The sequence below is a fragment of the Streptomyces sp. NPDC015242 genome, assembly GCF_043079125.1.
In the GTDB taxonomy this organism is placed as follows: Bacteria; Actinomycetota; Actinomycetes; order Streptomycetales; family Streptomycetaceae; genus Streptomyces.
Window position 1 is genome coordinate 31,995 of the sequence record NZ_JBIBUF010000004.1, and the last position, 20,889, is coordinate 52,883.

Annotated in this window: 15 protein-coding genes and 5 tRNA genes; 9 read left to right on the forward strand and 11 right to left on the reverse strand. The window is 71.9% G+C overall.

The window, feature by feature from the left end:
• Nucleotides 1-10: 10 nt before the first annotated feature.
• The 9 genes from ACF07N_RS14745 to ACF07N_RS14785 form a co-directional block, all read right to left on the reverse strand.
• Nucleotides 11-1,981, reverse strand: coding sequence for an ABC transporter ATP-binding protein (locus ACF07N_RS14745; RefSeq protein ID WP_392112478.1), 1,971 nt, complete (start codon nucleotides 1,979-1,981; stop codon nucleotides 11-13).
• On the reverse strand, nucleotides 1,978-2,412 hold the full coding sequence (locus ACF07N_RS14750; protein WP_383336429.1) for a lasso peptide biosynthesis B2 protein: 435 nt from the start codon (nucleotides 2,410-2,412) through the stop codon (nucleotides 1,978-1,980). Before ACF07N_RS14750 ends, ACF07N_RS14745 begins: the two co-directional genes overlap by 4 nt.
• Nucleotides 2,409-2,663, reverse strand: coding sequence for a lasso peptide biosynthesis PqqD family chaperone (locus ACF07N_RS14755; protein WP_392112481.1), 255 nt, complete (start codon nucleotides 2,661-2,663; stop codon nucleotides 2,409-2,411). Before ACF07N_RS14755 ends, ACF07N_RS14750 begins: the two co-directional genes overlap by 4 nt.
• Nucleotides 2,664-2,692: 29 nt before the next feature.
• Nucleotides 2,693-4,531, reverse strand: a complete 1,839-nt coding sequence (locus ACF07N_RS14760) for a lasso peptide isopeptide bond-forming cyclase (protein WP_392112484.1) — start codon at nucleotides 4,529-4,531, stop codon at nucleotides 2,693-2,695.
• Between the two features lie 26 nt (nucleotides 4,532-4,557).
• Nucleotides 4,558-4,668 (reverse strand): keywimysin-related RiPP, encoded by a 111-nt coding sequence (locus ACF07N_RS14765; protein WP_107473153.1) that lies wholly within the window; start codon nucleotides 4,666-4,668, stop codon nucleotides 4,558-4,560.
• Between the two features lie 384 nt (nucleotides 4,669-5,052).
• Nucleotides 5,053-5,125: transfer RNA gene (locus tag ACF07N_RS14770), tRNA-Lys, on the reverse strand.
• Between the two features lie 148 nt (nucleotides 5,126-5,273).
• A complete protein-coding gene (locus ACF07N_RS14775) occupies nucleotides 5,274-7,439 on the reverse strand; it encodes a DEAD/DEAH box helicase (RefSeq protein ID WP_392112488.1) in 2,166 nt (721 codons plus the stop codon).
• A 330-nt stretch (nucleotides 7,440-7,769) separates the two neighbouring features.
• Nucleotides 7,770-8,303, reverse strand: coding sequence for a hypothetical protein (locus ACF07N_RS14780; RefSeq protein ID WP_392112491.1), 534 nt, complete (start codon nucleotides 8,301-8,303; stop codon nucleotides 7,770-7,772).
• A gap of 87 nt (nucleotides 8,304-8,390) precedes the next feature.
• Nucleotides 8,391-8,741, reverse strand: a complete 351-nt coding sequence (locus ACF07N_RS14785) for a metallopeptidase family protein (RefSeq protein ID WP_190199398.1) — start codon at nucleotides 8,739-8,741, stop codon at nucleotides 8,391-8,393.
• 83 nt (nucleotides 8,742-8,824) lie between these two features.
• On the opposite strand from ACF07N_RS14785, the gene ACF07N_RS14790 reads away from it, so the two are divergent.
• The 8 genes from ACF07N_RS14790 (at nucleotide 8,825) to ACF07N_RS14825 (ending at nucleotide 17,422) form a co-directional block, all read left to right on the forward strand.
• Nucleotides 8,825-10,399, forward strand: a complete 1,575-nt coding sequence (locus ACF07N_RS14790) for a metallophosphoesterase (RefSeq protein WP_392112494.1) — start codon at nucleotides 8,825-8,827, stop codon at nucleotides 10,397-10,399.
• An 80-nt stretch (nucleotides 10,400-10,479) separates the two neighbouring features.
• Nucleotides 10,480-10,552, forward strand: a tRNA-Glu gene (locus ACF07N_RS14795).
• Nucleotides 10,553-10,587: 35 nt separating this feature from the next.
• A tRNA-Asp gene (locus tag ACF07N_RS14800) sits at nucleotides 10,588-10,662 on the forward strand.
• 24 nt (nucleotides 10,663-10,686) lie between these two features.
• Nucleotides 10,687-10,760 (forward strand) — tRNA-Phe (locus tag ACF07N_RS14805).
• A 302-nt stretch (nucleotides 10,761-11,062) separates the two neighbouring features.
• Complete coding sequence (locus ACF07N_RS14810; protein ID WP_392113614.1) at nucleotides 11,063-12,826, forward strand: trypsin-like serine protease; 1,764 nt, start codon at nucleotides 11,063-11,065, stop codon at nucleotides 12,824-12,826.
• A gap of 104 nt (nucleotides 12,827-12,930) precedes the next feature.
• Complete coding sequence (hrpA, locus tag ACF07N_RS14815) at nucleotides 12,931-16,875, forward strand: ATP-dependent RNA helicase HrpA (protein ID WP_392112497.1); 3,945 nt, start codon at nucleotides 12,931-12,933, stop codon at nucleotides 16,873-16,875.
• Between the two features lie 93 nt (nucleotides 16,876-16,968).
• Nucleotides 16,969-17,043: transfer RNA gene (locus tag ACF07N_RS14820), tRNA-Asp, on the forward strand.
• A gap of 175 nt (nucleotides 17,044-17,218) precedes the next feature.
• Nucleotides 17,219-17,422: a DUF6274 family protein gene (locus ACF07N_RS14825; protein ID WP_392112500.1), complete on the forward strand. Its 204-nt coding sequence runs from the start codon at nucleotides 17,219-17,221 to the stop codon at nucleotides 17,420-17,422.
• Between the two features lie 455 nt (nucleotides 17,423-17,877).
• Here the strand turns inward: ACF07N_RS14825 and bldC are convergent, their stop codons facing one another.
• Both bldC and ACF07N_RS14835 read right to left on the reverse strand, forming a co-directional pair.
• Complete coding sequence (gene bldC, locus ACF07N_RS14830) at nucleotides 17,878-18,084, reverse strand: developmental transcriptional regulator BldC (protein WP_003949541.1); 207 nt, start codon at nucleotides 18,082-18,084, stop codon at nucleotides 17,878-17,880.
• 599 nt (nucleotides 18,085-18,683) lie between these two features.
• Nucleotides 18,684-19,529, reverse strand: coding sequence for a hypothetical protein (locus tag ACF07N_RS14835; protein WP_383336449.1), 846 nt, complete (start codon nucleotides 19,527-19,529; stop codon nucleotides 18,684-18,686).
• A 221-nt stretch (nucleotides 19,530-19,750) separates the two neighbouring features.
• Here ACF07N_RS14835 and ACF07N_RS14840 point away from each other — a divergent pair, with 221 nt between their 5' ends.
• The gene (locus ACF07N_RS14840) at nucleotides 19,751-20,854 is read left to right on the forward strand and encodes a Leu/Phe/Val dehydrogenase (RefSeq protein WP_392112503.1); all 1,104 of its coding nucleotides are present in this window, start codon (nucleotides 19,751-19,753) and stop codon (nucleotides 20,852-20,854) included.
• Nucleotides 20,855-20,889: the final 35 nt, after the last annotated feature.

The following is a 20,889-nucleotide window of genomic DNA, read 5'->3' on the forward strand; positions in this document are numbered from 1 at the left end:
GCCTCCGCCGCTACGGGACGGTCCGCGCGGTGCGCAGCGGGCCGGAGGGCGGACGCAGCATCTGCCCCGCCGCCAGCTCCCGGTAGACGGGACTCCCGGCGAGCAGTTCCTGGTGGGTGCCGCAGGCGCTGGTGCGCCCCTCCTCCAGCACCACGATCCGGTCGGCGTGCTGCACGGTGGACAGCCGGTGCGCGATCACCAGCAGGGCGCACTCCTTCGCCACGTCCGCCATCACCCGGGCGAGCGCGGTCTCGTTGATGGCGTCCAGGTGGGAGGTCGGCTCGTCGAGCAGCAGCAGCCGGGGACGGGCCAGCAGGGCGCGGGCCAGGGCGACGCGCTGGCGCTCCCCGCCCGAGAGGGTGGCGCCGCGCTCGCCGAGCATGCCGGACAGGCCGCCGGGCAGCCGGCGTACGACGTCGTCGAGCCGGGCGAGTTCCACGACGCGTCGCACCTCGGCCTCGGTGGCACCGGGCACGGCGTAGGTGATGTTGTCCCGGAGCGTTCCGTGCACGACATGGGTGTTCTGGTCGACGACGGCGATCCGGGCCCGGCACGCCGCGCGGGTCAGTTCGCCGGCGGGCCGCCCGTCGAAGAGGAGCGTCCCGGAGTCCGGTTCGTAGAACCTGGCCACCAGGGCGAACACCGTGCTCTTCCCGGCGCCAGACCGGCCGACCAGGGCGGTCTGGCTGCGGTGCGGGACGGTGAGGGTGACACCCCGCAGCACCGGCCGGCCGGGGTCGTAGCCGAAGGTGACGTCACGCAGGGCGAGCACCGGTTCCTCCCCGCGCGGCGCGGCCGGAGCGGCGGGCCCGCGGGCGGGTCCGGCGGGTTGCGTGCATCCGGTGGCTCCGGTGACGGTGAGGTTCGTGGGCCCGGTGGGGTCTTTGGGTCCAGGGTCTTTGGGTCCGGCGGGCTTTATGGGCCCTGTGGGGTCCTCGGGTCCGGTGGGCTCCATGGGCAGGGCCAGTGCCTGCTCGACGCGCGTGTAGGCGCCCATGCCCCGCTGGATCAGGCCGACCGCGCGGAAGACCGACGACAGGGGCAGGACCAGGTAGGAGGCGTAGAGCAGAAAGGCGACCAGGTCGCCGAGGGAGCCGGCGTGACCGCCGACGCGCAGGCCGCCGATCACCAGGACGATCAGGAACGAGCCCTGGACGGCCAGTTCGACGGCCGGGCTCATCACCGACGCGAGCCGGGCGGTCCGCACGCCCGCGCCGTACGCCGCCTCGACCCGCTCACCGATGCGCCCGGCCTCGCGCTCCTCCGCGCGGTGCACCCGCACCATCGGCAGGGCGCCCAGCGCGCGCTCCAGGTCGGCGGCGATCGCGCCGACGGCGCCCTGCATCCGCTCGGAGGCGGCCCGGATGCCCTTCAGCAGGGACGCCACGACCAGGGCCGCGACCGCGACCGTCGCCGCGACCAGGAGCAGCAGCAGGGCGTCGAGCCACAGCATCAGGGCGATCGCGCCGGCCGCGACGAGGGCCCCGGTCACCAGGTCGACCAGGGCCTGGGAGACCACTTCCCGCAGGACGGTGGTGTCGACGGTCACCCGGGAGATCAGATCACCGGTGCGGTGCCGGTCGTACTCCCGCATCTCCAGCCGCAGCAGCCGTGCCACCAGGCCGTGCCGCAGCTGCCGTACGACGCCCTCGCCCATGCGCTCCAGGACGAAACGCCCCACCGCGCCGGTCGCCGCCTCGGCCACGAACAGGCCGGCCAGGAGCAGCAGCAGGGCCCACGGCACCCGGCCGCCGCCGCTGAGGTCCACGGCCTGCCGGGCGACGAGGGGCTGGGCCAGCCCCAGCGCGGAACCGGCCAGGGTGAGGACCACGGCGACGGCGACGGCCGACCGGTGACCGGCGGTCAGCCCGTACAGGGTGCGGACGGCGGCCCGGGTGGAGCGGTCCGGCCCCGACCGGTGGTCCTCCACCGTGCCCGGCCCGCTCCCGGCACGGTGTTCCTCCGCCGCGGGGTCGCTCATCGGGCCGTGCGGCGGGCGGCGGGGACGGAGATGAGCCGGGCGAAGTAGTCGTCCGGCACGCCCTCGTCCACGGGACGGCCGTCCGCCTCGATCCAGGCGTGCGCGGTGAAGGGCGGGACGACGCGCACGCCGGTGCACCAGGTCGGCCAGGTGCCGCCCAGGCGGCACAGCAGGACGGCGCCCAGGGACCGGGGCAGGCAGCCCTTCGGGCCGGCACAGCGCAGGCTGACCGCGCACAGGGCGTTGCGCGCGTTCAGGGCCTGCGCGGCGGTGGCCGGGACGGCTCCGCGACGCAGGACGGCGAGGACGGCCCGGATCCTGCGCGGGGGCAGCAGCGACAGCGCGAGGGCGGGGAGCAGCACCAGCCGGGCGGCCAGGCGCCGGGTGAACGGCACTCCGGTGGGACGTTCCAGGGCGCTGGGTGTCGTCATCGGACCAGCCCCGATTCCCTCAGCTCCCGTACCAGCGACGCCACGTCCTGCTCCGCGCGGGCCCGGTCGATGTCGAACCGCGCGACGAGCGCGTCGGCCGCCGCGGTCTCGTCGCCGCCTGCCAGGAGGGTGGTGACCACCAGGGTGGCGGTGGGGTTGAGTTCCCAGTAGTCGCCGCTGCGCTCGTCCAGCAGGACGGTGCCGTAGGCGGTCTCCGCGGTGGAGACGTCGGGGTCGAACCGCAAGGCCATCGTGCGGCTGCCTTTCTCTCGGAGGGCGCTCACAGGGCGGGGGTGCGGGACAGTCCGCGAAGCCAGACCTCGGCGGCGATGGTCGAGTAGAGGATGGCGTCGCGCAGCCCGGGTGTGGCCGGGCGCCGGGCGAGGCGGCGCAGCGCGTCACCGTCGACCAGGCCGAGTGCTTCGAGCCGGGAGTCCTCCCACAGCGCGTGCAGGTCGGCGCGGTGTCTGCGCAGGCCCTCGGCGGCGTCCATGGAGGCGGCGGCCTTGTTGGCGCGCCGCAGGCACGTCTCCGGCACGAGGCCCCGCATCGCGGCGGTGAGCAGGGGCTTGTACTGCCAGGGGGAGACGCGTTCGGCCGGGCGGACGGCGAGGCAGGTCTCGATGACCCGGTCGTCCAGGAACGGCGAGGCCATCGGCACCCCCGCCCGGGCGGCCATGCGGTCCCACTGGCGGATGATGCGGGTGCAGGAGCGGATCTGCTCCAGGTCGGCGTGCATCCCGCGGTCCGGGTGCAGCGGTGTGGCCGTCCCGGCCGCTTCGAGCAGTGCCCGGCGCACGGCCCGTTCGGCGTCGGGGGTGACCCAGTCGAAGAGGCGCGGTGGCATGCCCCAGCCGAGGCTGGTGGTGACGTTCGCCGCGCCGGGAGCGCGCAGCCGCCCCGCCGCGTCGGCGAGCCACCTGCCGTACGGGCGGGAGTCGGCCAGGGCCCTGGCCGTGTCGCCCAGGGGCCACTGCCACAGCGCCCGGAAGCCGCGCAGCTGCCGCAGCGCGAACAGCGGCCGGGTGCGGGCCAGCCGGTGGTAGTACGCCTCGGAGCACCAGGCCACGTGATCGCCGCCGATGCCGGTCAGGTGCAGCCTGCTGCCCCGCTCGGCCATGGCGGGCAGATGGTGCAGGACCCGGGAGCGGTCCATGACGCCGATGGTGGGTTCGTCCAGCAGGTCGTCGATGGAGAGCAGGTCCTCGTAGACCAGCGGCGAGGCGTCGGCGTCCCACACCACGTGCTCGACGTCCGGCAGGTGCCCGGCGGCCCGCTCGGCCCAGTGCAGGTCGGTGTCGGCCGGGTCGCGGCCGGGCCAGGTGCTGGCCACCACGCGGGCGGCGGAGCGGTCGGCCAGGAAACACAGCGAGGTCGAGTCCAGGCCGCCGGAGAGGTCGCAGCTGACCACGCCGCCCGCGCGGGTCCGGGCGTCGACGGCGGCGACGAGGGCCTCGCGGACCGGCTCGGTGCCCTCGGCGAGCGTGCGGACCGGCTCGGGTGGCGTCCACCAGCGCACGTGCCGGGCACTGCGCCCGTCCGGGCCCAGGTACAGCGCGTCCTGCGGGGGCACGGCGGTGACCTCACGCCACAGCGACGTCTCGGACAGGGGGTAGGGAGCGGGCCACAGCAGCCGTACCGCCAGCCGCTCGGCGTCCGGTTCGGCACCGAGCGCGTGGGCGAGCACGTCGGCGCGGGTGGCGGCCACCCGTACGCCGTCCACGGTGGCGTGGAAGACGAGCCGGAGCCCGGAGGCGGTGCCCTGCACCCGCAGCCGGCCGTCGAGGGCGGCGGCGAGGTGGAAGCTGCCGGGCAGGGAACGGGCCAGGGCGGCGGCGTCGGCGGGATCGCGCAGCCGCTCCGCGTACCGGCGCAGCCGCGCGGCGTCGACCGGGCAGCAGCCGACGACGGCCAGGGCGGCGCTGCCGGCCCGGGCGGTGACGATCTCCTCGTCGGCCCACCGGCCGACCAGCCAGGGCCGGCCGGAGGGGTGGGGCAGGATGCGGGTCCCGGGGTGGGCGAAGGAGCGGGCCACGGCGGCCGCGTCCTCCCGGTCGGTGAAGACCGTGAAGTGCGCGTCGCCGCGGCCCGTCCCCGCACTCGCGTGCAGTTCCTTCATGACGTCGGGTCAGTGACCGTCGCTCGTCAGTTCTTGCTGAGGATCAGCCGGTCGTTGCCGGAGCGCTGCAGGAGACCCGTCTTCTTGCGGAAGGTCCCGAGCCGGACGAGGGTCGGGGCTTCGTACGCCTTCTTCATGATCTCTCCTCGTGTGCGGTGGTTGCGACCGCTGTTGCGGGCGCTGCACCCAGCTATCTGCACAACCGGCACACGGGGCAAGACCGTGAGAGACCGTCAGATGATATGAAAAGCGCGAGATGGCTGGAACGCGACCCCACGGCAGACGGACATCGTCCGACGTCGTACGACGGACGACCGACCTGCCGCCGGATCTGCAGAAACGCTCCGACGTGCGCGCCGAGGGCGGAGAACCGGCCACTTCCCGGCGCACGGCACCGCGTCTCCGGGAGGGAGGCTCCCGGCGCACGAGCGCACACCCGCGTGCTCTTTCCGCGCTTCGGACCGAGACCCGCGCAACGCGAAGGCCCCGGGTCGGATGCACTCCGACCCGGGGCCGAACGGTAGGCCCTGTGGGACTCGAACCCACAACCAATGGATTAAAAGTCCACTGCTCTGCCAATTGAGCTAAGGGCCCGGGCGATGTTGCCCCCACGAGCATAGCCGGACGACGCCGCGTCTCCGATCGGGTATCGGGGTCCCGGCCGCGCCGGAGGGGGAATCGGCGCCGTAACGGCCGAGCGCCGCGGCCCCTGGAGGGCCGCGGCGCTCGTCACGCGGGGAGGTCAGCCGTTGCGCTTCCAGCGCGGCTTGTCCTCGCGGCGGCCGAAGGACCCGCCGCCACGGTGGTCGTCACGACGGCCGTACGGGCGGTCGTGGCCCGGGCGGTCGTGGCCCGGGCGGTCGTGGCCGCCGGAGCGGAAGCCCGGGCGGTCGTCCCGGCGGTCGCGGTTGAAGGGACGGTCGCTGCCCCGGTGCCCACCGCGCTCGTCCCGGCGGAAGCCGCCGCGGTCGCGGTCGCGGTTGAAGCCGCCGCGGTCGTCGCGACGCTCGAAGGAACGCCCGCCACGGTCGTCACGGCGCTCGAAGGAACGGCCACCGCGGTCGCCCCGGTCGTCACGGCGGAAGCCGCCGCGCTCACCGCGGTCGCCCCGGTCCGCCCGGTCGTCCCGGCGGAAGCCGCCACGGTCGTCACGGCGCTCGAAGGAACGCCCGCCGCGGTCGCGGTCACGGTCACGGTTGAAGCCGCCACGGTCGTCGCGACGCTCGAAGGAACGCCCGCCACGGTCGTCACGGCGCTCGAAGGAACGGCCACCGCGGTCGCCGCGGTCGTCCCGGCGCTCGAAGGAACGGTCCCGGTCGAAGGAACGGTCGCGGTCGGCGTACCGGTCACGCCCGCCGCGCTCCTCGCGCCGCTCCCGGCGCTCGTAGGGCGCGGAGGCCTCGGCACGGTCCTCACGCTCGACGTCCTTGGCGGTCGGCTGCTCCGGCACCGACACCTCGACGGCGGCGGACACCTCGGCGGCCTCCCCGGCGACGACCGCCTGGGGCTCCTCGCCCCGCTCGCGCGCGGCCCGCGCCAGCAGCCGGTCGGCCTCCTCGCGCAGCTCGCTCGCACGCCGCTGCGCCCGCTCCAGCTCCTTGGTGAGCTGGGCGACCTCGCGCTCGGCCTGCTGCGCGGCGTTGCCCACGGACTCGGCCTGGACCTCGGTCATGGACCGGGCGCCGGTGATCTCGGCGACCTCCGGGTCGAAGGCGCCGGCGCCCTGGATGATGTGGCGCGTGGCGTCGACGCCCGCGTCCTCCATCAGCCGGAAGATCTGCCGCCGCTGGTGCGGCAGGGAGAGGGAGACGACCGTGCCGGTCCGGCCGGCCCGCGCCGTGCGGCCCGCGCGGTGCAGGTAGTCCTTGTGGTCGCCGGCCGGGTCCACGTTCAGCACCAGGTCGATGCCGTCGACGTGGATGCCGCGCGCGGCAACGTCGGTGGCGACGAGCACGTTGACGTACCCGTCCTTGAAGTCGGCCAGGGTCCGCGTGCGCGCGCCCTGGGTCATGCCGCCGTGCAGCGCGTCGGCCTTCACACCGGAGTCGCGCAGCTGCTCGGCGACCCGGTCGGCGCCCAGCTGGGTGCGGACGAAGATGATGGTGCGGCCCTTGCGGGAGGCGATCGCGGCGGTGACCGGCGCCTTGTCCTTGGGCTTCACGATCAGGATGTGGTGCGACATGGTCGTCACGGCGCCCTGCGCGGCGTCGACCTCGTGGCTGACCGGGTTGTTCAGGTACCGGTCGACCAGGGTCTTGATCTCGTTCTCCATGGTCGCGGAGAACAGCATCCGCTGGCCGCCCGCCGGAACCTGGTCCAGCAGCTCGGTGACCTCGGGCATGAAGCCCAGGTCGGACATCTGGTCGGCCTCGTCGAGGACCGCGATCTGCACGTTCTCCAGGGAGCAGGCGCCGCGGTTGATGATGTCGCGCAGCCGGCCCGGGGTGGCGACCAGGACGTCGACGCCCTTCTCCAGGGCGTAGATCTGGTTGCCCATGGACGTACCGCCGCAGACGACCTTCATCTTCAGGCCGAGGACGTCGCCGTAGGGCTGGAGCGCGTCGGCGACCTGCATGGCGAGCTCGCGCGTCGGGGTCAGGATGACGGCGCGCGGCTTGTGCTTCTCGGTGCGGCCGCCGGCGAGCTGCGCCAGGGCCGGCAGACCGAACGACAGGGTCTTGCCGGAGCCGGTGCGGCCGCGGCCGAGGATGTCCTTGCCGGCCAGGGCGTCCGGGATGGTCGCGGCCTGGATCGGGAAGGGGGTGGTCACGCCGTTCTGCGCGAGCTTGCGCACGACGCCCTCGGGCAGACCGAGGTCCGCGAAGGTGACCTCGGGGGCGGTGTCGGGGGTGGTGTCGGCTGCCTCGTTCTCGGGCACGACGACGTGATCAGTACTGGCGATGGACATGCGAATGCGAAACCTTCCGGAGTCTCGTCGGCACGCGCCCGTCAACTCCGTGATTCGCGATTCGCAATACGACCGCCTCAATGCGGTCCACCACGGCAAGGGAGAGTACGCGCCACACGGCGCGCTCTGCGGTGGCGCCGGGCAAGATGGGATCAAACGATCTGCCACCATACGCAGTCCGGGCCGCGTTGCGCAAACCGGACCGAGCGGGTGACAGCGGAAAGCACCCCGTCGCAGCCGGAGCGCTTCCGTACGGCCTCAACCACCGGCCCCCCGTATATGTTCCCCGCCCGGACCCCGCGCAGGGTCGGGACCCGGTGAGCCCGGTCACTACGCCGGCGCCCCCGCCTCCGGGGCCGGTTCCCGCTGGGCCAGCTGGGGAGCGGGCGGCTCGTGGGCCGAGGACGACGGCTCCGGCGTCGGCTCCGGGGACGCCGTCGGCTCCTGCGTCGTCGGGGTCGGCTCCGGCTCGGTCGTCCGGGTGGGCGTCGGCTGGGCCGGCGGCCTCACCGTCGGCCTGGTGGTCTTCCCCGGCTTGCCGCCCCCGGGCGCGGACGCGCTCGCGTCCGGCGTCGGCGACGCCTCGGGCTGCGCCGACTCCCCCGGCCCGCCGCGCTCGCCCTTCTTCCCCTTCTTGCCCTTGCCGCGTCCGCGCTCCCCGTCGGCCGCCGCGGCCCCGAACCCACCGGCGCCGCCCGAGACGGTCGAGCCGCCGCCGGACGCTTCGCCGCCCCGCTGCCCGGCGGAGTGAGACGGCTTGGCACGCCCGCCCGCGTCGTCGTCGCCCACGCTCATACAGCCGGCGGCAGCGGCGACGGCCACGACGGTGGCGGCCAGGCGGACGGGTACGTACAAGGGGCGCACGGGGCCACCTCCGGGAGGGGTGATGGAGTCAACACCATCAACTCCCGCCGCCCACAAGAGGACACGCGCCCCGTATTCACAACCCGCTCAGCCGTAGCCCAGGGCGTGAAGGCGCTCGTCGTCGATGCCGAAGTGGTGCGCGATCTCGTGCACCACGGTGATCTCCGTCTCGGCGACGACGTCCTCCCGCGACTCGCACATCCGCAGGGTCGGGTTCCGGTAGATGGTGATCCGGTCCGGCAGCACCCCGGCGTACCACTCGCCCCGGTCGGTCAGCGGCGTCCCCTCGTACAGCCCGAGCAGCTCGGGATCGTCGGCGGGTGGTTCGTCCTCGACGAACACCGCGACGTTGTCCATCAGCCGTGTCAGCTCCGGCGGGATCCGGTCCAGCGCCTCGGCGACCAGTTCCTCGAACTCCTCGCGCGTCATCTCCAGCACAGGCCCATTGTCGGCCACGGCACCTCCTCACGAGAGCCTCCCGGCGCCGCATATCCGGCTCCGGACTTGGGCATACGGGACCAATGGCCCGCGTCCCCGCCGCAGTCCGGAGTGTCCTGAACCCGATCCGCAGGGGCCCGCGCGCCCTGGCCCGCCTCTACCGCTCCCGCCAGGCGCCCACCACGATCGAACTCGTACCGCAGCCGCACCCCTGGACCCGCGCGGTGGGACTCGTGACCGTCGTCCTGGTCGGCGCCTGGCTCGGCCTGCTGGTCGTGGGCAACGTCCGGGTCCCGGTCGGCCCCATGAACACGACGATGACGCTGCGCCCGTCCTTCACCGGCGGGACGAAGATCAACATCTCGCCGCTGGGCGCCCTGGAACTGGACAGCCACATCGCCCCCGTCCGCCTGGACGTCAACGTCGACCAGCTCGACCCGGACCGCTCCCAGGCGCTGGTCGACCACCCCGAGCGGCTCTCCGGCCTCCAGGACGAGGTCGCCGAGGACGTCGGCCGCGGCACCCTCGGCCTGGCCGTGCGCTCCGGCGTCGCGGTCGTCGCGGGCGCCACGGCCCTCGGCCTCGCGGTCTACCGCCGCCCGCGCCGCGCGATGGCGGCCGGCGGCCTGGCCCTCACCCTCCTCGCCGCCTCGGGCGGCACGGCGTACGCCACCTGGCGCCCGGACTCGGTCCTGGAGCCCAGGTTCTCCGGACTGCTCACCTCCGCCCCCTCCCTGGTCGGCAACGCGCGCAGCATCGTCACGGAATTCGACGTCTACCAGAAGGAGTTGGCCCGCCTGGTCACCAACGTGACCAAGCTCTACGACGCCACCTCGACGCTCCCCGCGTACGCGCCCGACCCCTCCACGATCCGGGTCCTGCACGTCTCCGACATCCACCTCAACCCGGCGAGCTGGAAGATCATCGCCTCGCTGGTGGAGCAGTACAAGGTCGACGTGATCGTCGACTCGGGCGACACGATGGACCACGGCACAGCCGCCGAGAACGGCTTCCTCGACCCCGTCGAGGACCTGGGCGCCCCCTACGTCTGGGTCCGCGGCAACCACGACTCGATGATCACCCAGCGGTACCTGGAGGGTATGAAGAACGTCCACGTCCTGGACGACGGCCGGGCGAAGACGATCAGGGGCCTGCGCTTCGCGGGCATCGGCGACCCGCAGTTCACCCCCGACCGCTCCAAGAGCGCCGGCGCCGAGCAGTCCCAGGAGCTCGCGGGCGCCCGCCTGGCCACGGCCCTGCGCGACCAGCGCGCCGCGGGCACCCCGGTGGACGTCGCCATCGCCCACGAGCCGTCCGCGGCCCGCGAGGTCGACGGCGAGGTCCCGCTCGTCCTGGCCGGTCACCTCCACCACGACGAGATGGAGGTCCTGAAGTACGGCACCCGGCTGCGCATCGAGGGCTCCACGGGCGGCAGCGGCCTGCGCGCCATCGAGGGCAGGCATCCCGACCCGATCGAGGCGTCGATCCTCTACTTCGACCGGGACACCCGCCACCTCCAGGCCTGGGACGAGATCGAGCTGGGCGGCCTCGGCCTCACGACGGCCGAGGTCAGCCGCCACCTCCCGGAGGAGAACCAACCCGGCGCCGAACCGTCCCCGAGCAGCTCCCCGGAGGGCTCGCCCTCCCCCTCCTCCTAAACCGTTTTGGCGATAGCTCCCGCCATCCCATATGCTTCTCACGTCCCCGACGCGCTGAGAAGCGCCCAGGCGGGCCGATAGCCCTCATCGTCTAGCGGCCTAGGACGCCGCCCTTTCAAGGCGGTAGCACGGGTTCGAATCCCGTTGGGGGCACGCACCACCCTGTGCGACACTGTCGTACGAAGCTTGGTCCTGTGGAGCAGTTTGGAGTGCTCGCCACCCTGTCAAGGTGGAGGCCGCGGGTTCAAATCCCGTCAGGACCGCTGAGGTTTCACGTGAAACCTCGTGGCTGGGTAGCTCAGTTGGTACGAGCGTCCGCCTGAAAAGCGGAAGGTCGCCGGTTCGACCCCGGCCCCAGCCACCGCAGCCCTCACCAGGGCTTGAGCCCCTCTCCGGGATTCCGGAGAGGGGCTCTTTCGTATCGGCCTGACGGACATGCCCTTGGTCTCCGGACGTCTCCGTGCGGTGCGCGCGGAGCCCAGTGACGAAGGTCCGCCGACCGGCGCTGAGACGGTTGGGACGCATCTCCTGTCCCGCCCGTACCGGTTCCTCAGGGGGGACTCGTTGAGCACGTCACCGTCCGGCGGCCGTCACAGACGCCGGATCCGCATCGCCCTGCCCATCGCCGCCGCCGGTCTCGCCGCGGCCGTCGCCGCCACCGTGATGACCTCGTCCGCCGGTGCGGCCACCGCCCTGCCGGCCCCGGCCGTCGAGCCGGTCATCGACTCGCCCTCGTCCTCCGCGCTGGAGAAGCGCATCGCCGGTGCCCTCGCCGGCGACGGCAGCGCGGGCCGGACGACCGAGAAGTCGCCGCTGAGCTCCGGTACGGCTCCGTCGGACATCGACCCGAAGATCATCGGCGGTACGGAGACCACTCTGAGCTCGGCCCCGTGGATGGCCCAGCTCTGGTACCACGACGACAGGAGCACCCCCGAGACCGGCGACGACATCAGCTTCTTCTGCGGTGGCGCGGTCGTGGCACCGACGAAGATCCTGACCGCCGCCCACTGTCTGCGCAACGACAACAGGGACTACGACTGGCGGGCCCACGGCGCCGTCGTCACCGGTACGGCCCAGCTGCCCACCACCGACTCCACCGGCGCGACCGACCTGCACGGCGGCCAGGCCACGGCGGTGCAGCGCCAGTGGTGGCAGTGGGGCTACGACCCGGTGGACCGGGAGGTGGGGAAGTACGAGAGCGACCTCGGCATGCTCACCCTGGCCGTCCCGGTCAAGGCGACGCCGATCCGCATGGTCACCCACGGCGACACCGCCTCGTACGCCGCCGGCACCCAGGCCAGGCTCTACGGCTGGGGCCGCACCTCCTCCGCCGCCCAGGACCTGTCCCAGACCCTGCGGACGGCCACGCTGACCCTGCGCTCCGACAGCACCTGCTCCGGCGTCTACGACACGGCCTTCGTCCCGGGGCGCATGGTCTGCGCCGGCACCCAGAGCGGGACCGACACCGGCACGACCGCGGCCTGCAACGGCGACTCCGGCGGCCCGCTCGTCGTCGGCGGCCGGATCGCCGGAGTGGTCTCCTGGGGCGTGAAGGACTGCGTGACGCAGGGCCACTACAGCGTCTTCACCCGGATGAGCGCCTACGCCGGCTCCGCCTACCGGCAGATCGACGACACGAACCTGAGCACCTTCAACGGCAGGCCCGACGGCAAGGCCGACCTCTTCGTCCGGAACTCCTCCACGAAGACCGGCTACGAGAAGGACTCCAGCGGCACCTCGTTCGGCACCCGCGCCTCCTGGGGCAACTGGAGCGCGGCCAACCTGATCCTCCAGACCGACCTCGACCGGGACGGCTACCAGGACCTGATCTTCCGGGTCGGCTCCACCGGTGACGTGTACTGGAAGCACTACGTGCTCAACAGCGCCCGCAGCGGCGGCTCCTGGACCGACACGAAGATCGCCACCGGCTGGAAGACGCGCACCCGGATCATCGCGCCGGGCGACGTCACGGGCGACTACCTGCCCGACCTGCTGTCGGTCGACTCCAGCGGGGTCCTGTGGACCTACCCCGGCAAGGGCAACGGCACCTTCGGCTCCCGCTTCTCGGTGCGCACCGGCTGGAACCAGTACAACTCCGTGCGCGGCCACGGCGACCTCACCGGCGACGGCCGGGCCGACCTGCTCGCCCGCCAGTCCGGCAGCGGCGACCTGTACCTGTACAAGGGCACCGGCAAGACCGGCTCGGAGGCCTTCTCCGCCCGGATCAAGGTGCGCAGCGCCTGGACCGGCTATAACGCCTTCGACGCGGTCGGCGACGTCAACGGCGACGGCAACGCCGACTTCCTGGCCCGCACCCCCGGCGGCACGCTCTACCTCTACCAGGGCACGGGCAAGGCGACGAGCGAGATCTTCGCTCCCCGGGTCTCGGTCGGCACCGGCTTCCAGCAGTACGACATCTGGGGCTGAACCGCCGGTCCCGGGCGCCGAACGGGCGGGGCGCGGCACCGCTCCCCGCCCCGGGCCAAAAGCGTTAGCCACGAATTTCCCGGGGATGAGATCCTGGAATCCGTATGTCTACGCACTCCGCCCCCGCCCTCGGCGCCCTCGCCCCCCGCCTGACCGAGCTGTCCCTGCGCGACGCGCAGCGGCTCGGGCGCAGGCTCGAAGGTGCGCGCAAGATCCGCAAACCGGAGGCACGGGCCGCCGTGCTCGCCGAGATCGAGGCGGAGATCGCCAGGGGCGAGGAGCGGATGGCCCGCCGCCGGGCCCGGGTGCCCGAGGTCACCTACCCCGAGCAGCTGCCGGTCAGCCAGAAGAAGGACGACATCGCGGCGGCGATCCGCGATCACCAGGTCGTGATCGTCGCGGGCGAGACCGGCTCCGGCAAGACCACGCAGATCCCGAAGATCTGCATGGAGCTGGGCCGGGGTGTGCGCGGCATGATCGGGCACACCCAGCCGCGCCGGATCGCCGCCCGCACCGTCGCCGAGCGCGTCGCCGAGGAGCTGAACACTCCGCTCGGCGAGACCGTCGGCTGGAAGGTCCGCTTCACCGACCAGGTCGACCCCGAGGCCACCTTCGTCAAACTGATGACGGACGGCATCCTGCTCGCCGAGATCCAGACCGACCGCGAGCTGCGCGCCTACGACACAATCATCATCGACGAGGCCCACGAGCGGTCCCTCAACATCGACTTCCTGCTCGGCTACCTCGCCCAGCTGCTGCCCAGGCGCCCCGACCTCAAGGTCGTCATCACCTCCGCGACGATCGACCCCGAGCGCTTCTCACGGCACTTCGGCGACGCCCCGATCATCGAGGTCAGCGGCCGTACGTATCCGGTGGAGGTGCGCTACCGCCCCCTGCTGGAGGAGGACGGCGACGACGCCGACCGGGACCAGATCACCGCGATCATCGACGCCGTGGAGGAACTCCAGAAGGAGGGCCAGGGCGACATCCTGGTCTTCCTCTCCGGCGAGCGGGAGATCCGCGACACGGCCGACGCCCTGGCCAAGAAGAACTACCGCTTCACGGAGATCCTGCCGCTGTACGCCCGGCTCTCCCACGCCGAGCAGCACCGCGTCTTCCAGCCGCACACCGGCCGCAGGATCGTTCTGGCCACGAACGTGGCCGAGACGTCCCTGACCGTCCCGGGCATCAAGTACGTCATCGACCCCGGCTTCGCCCGCATCTCGCGTTACAGCCACCGCACCAAGGTCCAGCGCCTGCCCATCGAGCCGGTCTCGCAGGCCAGCGCCAACCAGCGCAAGGGCCGCTGCGGCCGTACCTCCGACGGCATCTGCATCCGCCTCTACAGCGAGGACGACTTCGACGCCCGTCCGGAGTTCACGGACGCGGAGATCCTCCGGACGAACCTCGCCTCCGTCATCCTGCAGATGACCGCGGCCGGTCTCGGCGACATCGACAAGTTCCCCTTCATCGACCCGCCGGACCACCGCAACATCCGCGACGGCGTACAGCTCCTCCAGGAGCTGGGCGCCCTCGACCCGGCGCAGAAAGACCCACGCAAGCGGCTCACCGACACCGGCCGCAAGCTCGCCCAGCTGCCCGTCGACCCGCGCCTGGCCCGCATGGTCCTGGAGGCGGACAAGAACGGCTGCGTGCGCGAGGTCATGGTCATAGCCGCCGCGCTGTCCATCCAGGACCCGCGCGAACGCCCCGCCGACAAGCAGACCCAGGCCGACCAGCAGCACGCCCGCTTCCGGGACGAGACCAGCGACTTCCTGGCCTACCTCAACCTCTGGCGCTATCTGCGCGAGCAGCAGAAGGAACGCGGCTCGTCCTCGTTCCGCCGGATGTGCAAGCAGGAGTACCTCAACTTCCTTCGCATCCGTGAATGGCAGGACATCTACACGCAGTTGCGCACGGTCGCCAAGCAGATGGGCATCCACCTCAACGAGGACGACGCCCCCGCCGACCGCATCCACGTCTCCCTCCTCGCCGGCCTGCTGTCCCACGTCGGCATGAAGGACGTGAAGGACGGCGCGAAGAACGAGTACCTGGGCGCCCGCAACGCCAAGTTCGCGATCTTCCCCGGCTCGGCCCTGTTCAAGAAGCCGCCGCGGTTCGTGATGTCCGCCGAACTCGTCGAGACGTCCCGGCTGTGGGCCCGGGTCAACGCGAAGATCGAGCCGGAGTGGGTCGAACCCCTCGCCCAGCACCTGATCAAGCGCACCTACAGCGAGCCGCACTGGGAGAAGGACCAGGCGGCCGTGATGGCGTACGAGAAGGTCACGCTGTACGGCGTGCCGATCGTGGCGCAGCGCAAGGTCAACTACGGCCGGATCGACCCGGAGACCAGCCGCGAACTGTTCATCCGCAACGCGCTCGTCGAGGGCGACTGGCGCACGCACCACAAGTTCTTCTCCGACAACCGCCGCCTGCTCACCGAGGTCGAGGAGCTGGAGCACCGCGCCCGGCGCCGGGACATCCTCGTCGACGACGAGACGCTGTTCGACTTCTACGACCGGCGCATCCCCGAACACGTCGTCTCCGGCGCGCACTTCGACTCCTGGTGGAAGCGCAAGCGGCACGAGCAGCCCGACTTCCTCGACTTCGAGCGCGAGATGCTCATCAACGAGAAGGCGGGCGAGGTCACCAAGGCCGACTACCCGGACTCGTGGCGGCAGGGCAACCTCAAGTTCCGCGTCACCTACCAGTTCGAGCCCGGCGCGGACGCCGACGGCGTGACCGTCCACATCCCCCTCCAGGTCCTCAACCAGGTCACGGACGAGGGCTTCGACTGGCAGATCCCGGGCCTGAGGGAGGAGCTGGTCACGGAGCTGATCCGCTCCCTGCCCAAGCCGATCCGCCGCAACTACGTGCCCGCGCCCAACTTCGCGAAGGCGTTCCTGGACCGGGCGGTGCCCCTCCAGGAGCCCCTCACCACCACCATGGCCCGCGAACTGCGGCTCATGGTCGGGGTCCCCTTCGACGCCGAGGACTTCGACTGGGACAAGGTCCCCGAGCACCTGAAGATCACGTTCCGGATCGTCGACGAGCGGCGCCGCAAGCTGGCCGAGGACAAGGACCTGGAAGCGCTCAAGCTCCGGCTGAAGCCGAAGGCGCGCAAGGCCCTCTCACAGGCGGCGGCGGCGACGGCCGAACGCCGGGGCGGCGAGTCCCTGGAACGCCAGGGCCTCACCGACTGGACGATCGGCACGCTCACGCCCGTCTTCGAGACGCGCAGGGCCGGCCAGCCGGTCAAGGCGTACCCGGCGCTGGTCGACGACGGCGACACGGTCTCGGTCCGCCTCTTCGACACCGAGGCCGAGCAGGCCGAGGCCATGTGGAAGGGCACCCGCCGCCTCATCCTGCGCAACATCCCGGTGAACCCGGCGAAGTTCGCCTCCGACAAGCTGACCAACGCGCAGAAGCTCGCGCTGTCCTCGAACCCGCACGGCTCGGTCCAGGCACTCTTCGACGACTGCGCGATGGCGGCGGCGGACAAGCTCATCGGGGACTTCGGCGGGCCGGCGTGGGACGAGGAGTCGTACCGGAAGCTGTACGACAAGGTGCGCGCCGAGATCGTCGACACGACCGTCCGCACGGTGGGCCAGGTGCAGCAGGTGCTGGCCGCCTGGCAGGCCTGTGAGCGCCGTCTGAAGGCCGTACGCAGCCCGGCGCTGCTGCCGAACCTCCAGGACGTCCGGGCGCAGCTGGACGCCCTCGTGAAGCCCGGCTTCGTCACCGAGGCCGGCGTGCGCAGGATGCCGGACCTGATGCGCTACCTGGTCGCGGCCGACCGGCGCCTGCAGCAGATGCCGACGAACGTCCAGCGCGACACCACGCGCATGGAGAAGGTCAAGGAGATGCAGGACGAGTACGCCTGGCTCCTGGAGCAGATGCCGCAGGGCCGGCCGGTGCCGCAGCAGGTCCTGGACGTCCGCTGGATGCTGGAGGAGCTCCGGGTCAGCTACTTCGCCCACGCGCTCGGCACGGCCTACCCGATCTCCGACAAGCGGATCGTGAAGGCGATCGACGCGCTGGCGCCGTGATCGCCCGCGCACGCTGGGTGAGTTCGACCCGGGGCTCACCCTCCTGTACAGTCTCTTCTCGCAGCGCAACGCACGAAAAGCGCGGCGAAACCTGGTCCTGTGGAGCAGTTTGGAGTGCTCGCCACCCTGTCAAGGTGGAGGCCGCGGGTTCAAATCCCGTCAGGACCGCAGCAAGAGCCCGGATCTTCGGATCCGGGCTTTTTCGTATGCCCTGCGGGGCCTGCCGGCCGACAGCCGGCGCCCGCACGGCTCCGTGCGCCCCCACGCGCCGTCTTGACGCCCCCTCATTCGCTCGGTACCCCAGAACCAGGGCCGTTCCCCGTACGGCCCGTGGAGGTGGCGTATGGCGGCATCGGCCAGGCACGAGACGCGGGCCCTGCTGCGCGCGCACTTGGCGGCCGCGTCGTCTTACCGGCATCTCACCCGGCACTGCCCGATCTGCCACCACCTGCTGAGGCTGGCGATGGAGTCCGCGCCGCGCGCGGCCCAGGAGGGCGGTCCGCCCCGGGACGAGGTCGTCGAGGACGAGAGCCCCGCACCCGCGTGAGCCTGCCTCAACACCCGCCCGCACAAGGGGAGCTGGAGCCGGAGGCTCCTCTACCGCACCGGCGGCGGGGCTAACAAGCCGCTCGGTATGTGACGGGTGTCACCGCATGAGTTTTGCGAAGTACGGTACTTACCCGCCTCCTACAAAGGGTCAATTTAATATGTGCAATTGCACCTTGTCCGAGGTGCCGCACACAGCTGATCCGACACCCCTCCCCAGACTCCGACAAGCCCGCTCACAGCAGGTCCGGCAGCCGGTGCCCGGCGCACAAAAAAGATCGCGCTGGACCCGGCGGAGTCCAGCGCGACCGACGACGCACCCTGTTACATGCCCGGAAAGCTCTCTCTGGCTCGGGCGTGGGGCCTGTTGGGGCAGGACCCCGCGTCGCTTGGAGCTGTGGGTCCGGACGTCACGGCCAGTTGGGGGACGGACCGATCTGTCCGGTATTCAGTTGTTCAGGCCTCGCTGCGCTGCTGCGGAATGCCCGCGAGCAGAGCGCGGACCTCAGCCTCGCGGTAACGCCGATGCCCGCCGAGCGTGCGGATCGACGTGAGCTTGCCGGCCTTCGCCCACCGCGTGACCGTCTTGGGGTCGACGCGGAACATGGTGGCGACCTCAGCCGGGGTCAGCAGCGGCTCGGCATCAGGGGTGCGAGCGGTCATGAGCGGCCTCCTCGGGAGAACCGAACCTTCTCGGTTCTTTCCTCTAAATTCTGCACCTTGACCCGCGTTGCCCGAAATGGCGGACGCGAGTCGAGTCGGTTATAGGACGAACGGCTTGTCCTCGGCACTACAACTACACCATCTGTCCAGCCGCGTCGGCCAAACCGATGGAATTGCCCCTCCAGGTGCCCATCAGCGACGGAAGCCGATGGACCATGCCATAGCGGACAGTCACGCCGCTGTGACGATCAGTCACAGCGGCGATCAGGAGTCACGAGACCCCCCAAAGCGTGCAATGCTGAGATTCCCCCCATAGTGCAGCACTACGGGACGGAAGGAGCCCTCCCCGGACTCCTTGTCCTATTTTGGCATGAGGAGGGGCAAGGGGCGCAAGGGCCTCGTACGTGTAGTCCGTCACGCTTGGCCCACTTGAGAGGTACGCCCGGATCGGGCCCTACGTCCCTTGTTGACGAAGCCTCAGGAGAAGCACCGCCCGCTCCAGGAACTCGGTGCGAGGACGAAACCCCAAATCGGGCGGTTCGTCAAACGTCAGTTCGTGACCGACCACGAGCGGTCCGTGCGGACCGCGAGGTCAGGGGTCAGTTGGCCGACCGCAGATCCCGTACCGAACGCCACCGCTCCACGAGCCGGGCGTACGCCTCCCCGGCGGCCGCGCCGTCGCCCCGGCTCAGCGCGGCGATGCCCTCGGCCACGTCGGCGGCCGAGTGGTCGTCCTCCAGCGTCCCGGCCGGCACGGCGTGCACCAGGCCGCCGTAGTCGAGCTCCACGAGCGAGCGCGGGTGGAACTCCTCCAGCCAGCGCCCGACGTCCACCAGGCCGTCGATCAGCGGGCCCTCGTCCATGGCCTCCCGCAGCGCGCGCAGGCCCCGGGCCACCCGCCGCCGGGCCTGGACCATGGGGGTGCGGTAGCGCAGCACGGGCGGGCCGTCCCCGCCGTCACCCTTGGCGTACTCGCGCTCCTCGTCGGAGACCAGCACGAACCAGCTGATCGGCACCTGCCAGGTCGCGGTGCGGATCCACGGCCGGGCGTCCGGGTTGATCGTCAGCCAGCGCTCGTAGTCCTGGGCGGCCTGGCGGCGCAGGACGGGCGGCAGGACGGCGTCCAGCACCGGCGGCGGGAGCTCCTCCGAGAGCTCCTCCAGGGCCAGCCAGCCGCGCAGCCGGGTGCGCCAGGGGCAGACGCAGACGACCCCGTCCACGTCGAGCACGAAGGCGTCCTCGCTCTCGTGCACCGGCACCAGGACCGGCGGGACGGGCGCCAAATCGGCCAGGGCGCCGCGCAGTTCGTCCTGGTACGAGGGGCGGTCGGGGCGGCGGGCGTAGCGGGCCCAGTGGCCGCGCTCCGGTTCCGGGAAGGCGGCCAGGGGTTCGTACACGCGCAAGTAGCTCGCGTAGGGGACGATCACCGAGGACACCTTGGGCACGCCTGCTCCCTCCCCCGCGCACCGCCGTGAAAACCTGCGGGCCCCACTCGCGATGGACGGGAAATCCCTTCAAATCGTCGCACGGGTGTACTCCGGTCGGAGGTGATCCTGAGCACGGGGCGGCCGACGGGCCCACCAGGCTCTAATCTCGTGCTCAACAGTCCCCGCCACCCGCACGGGGCCTGCTTCCACCCGCCGCAACTTACTCAGGAGTCACCACAGTGACCGACGTAACCGGCGCACCTGCTGATGTCCTGCACACCCTGTTCCACTCGGACCAGGGAGGCCATGAGCAAGTCGTGCTCTGCCAGGACCGCGCGAGCGGCCTCAAGGCCGTCATCGCCCTCCACTCCACCGCCCTGGGCCCCGCGCTCGGCGGTACGCGCTTCTACCCCTACGCGAACGAGGCCGAGGCCGTCGCCGACGCGCTGAACCTCGCCCGCGGCATGTCGTACAAGAACGCCATGGCCGGTCTGGACCACGGCGGCGGCAAGGCCGTGATCATCGGCGACCCGGAGCGGATCAAGACCGAGGAGCTGCTGCTGGCCTACGGCCGGTTCGTGGCCTCGCTCGGCGGCCGGTACGTCACCGCCTGCGACGTCGGCACCTACGTGGCCGACATGGACGTCGTCGCCCGGGAGTGCCGCTGGACGACCGGCCGCTCCCCGGAGAACGGCGGCGCCGGGGACTCCTCCGTCCTCACCGCGTTCGGCGTCTACCAGGGCATGCGGGCCTCCGCCCAGCACCTGTGGGGCGACCCCTCGCTGCGCGCGAAGCGGGTCGGCATCGCCGGCGTCGGCAAGGTCGGCCACCACCTGGTGGAGCACCTGGTCAAGGAGGGCGCCGAGGTCTTCGTCACGGACGTGCGCGAGGACGCCGTCCGGCGGATCACCGAACGGCACCGGGACGTCATGGCCGTGCAGGACACCGACGAGCTGATCCGCATCGACGGTCTGGGCATCTACGCCCCCTGCGCGCTGGGCGGGGCGCTGGACGACGACACCGTGCCGGTGCTGACCGCCGAGGTGGTCTGCGGGGCCGCCAACAACCAGCTCGCCCACCCGGGCGTGGAGAAGGACCTCGCTGACCGCGGGATCCTCTACGCCCCGGACTACGTGGTGAACGCCGGCGGCGTCATCCAGGTCGCCGACGAACTGCACGGCTTCGACTTCGAGCGGTGCAAGGCCAAGGCGGCCGGGATCTTCGACACCACGCTCGCCATATTCGCACGTGCGAAGGAAGACGGTATTCCGCCGGCCGCCGCGGCCGACCGGATCGCCGAGCAGCGGATGCAGGACGCGGCCGCGGCACGCCGGGCGCTCTGACCCCGGCCGGGACGCCGCGGGTCGCACATTTGGCC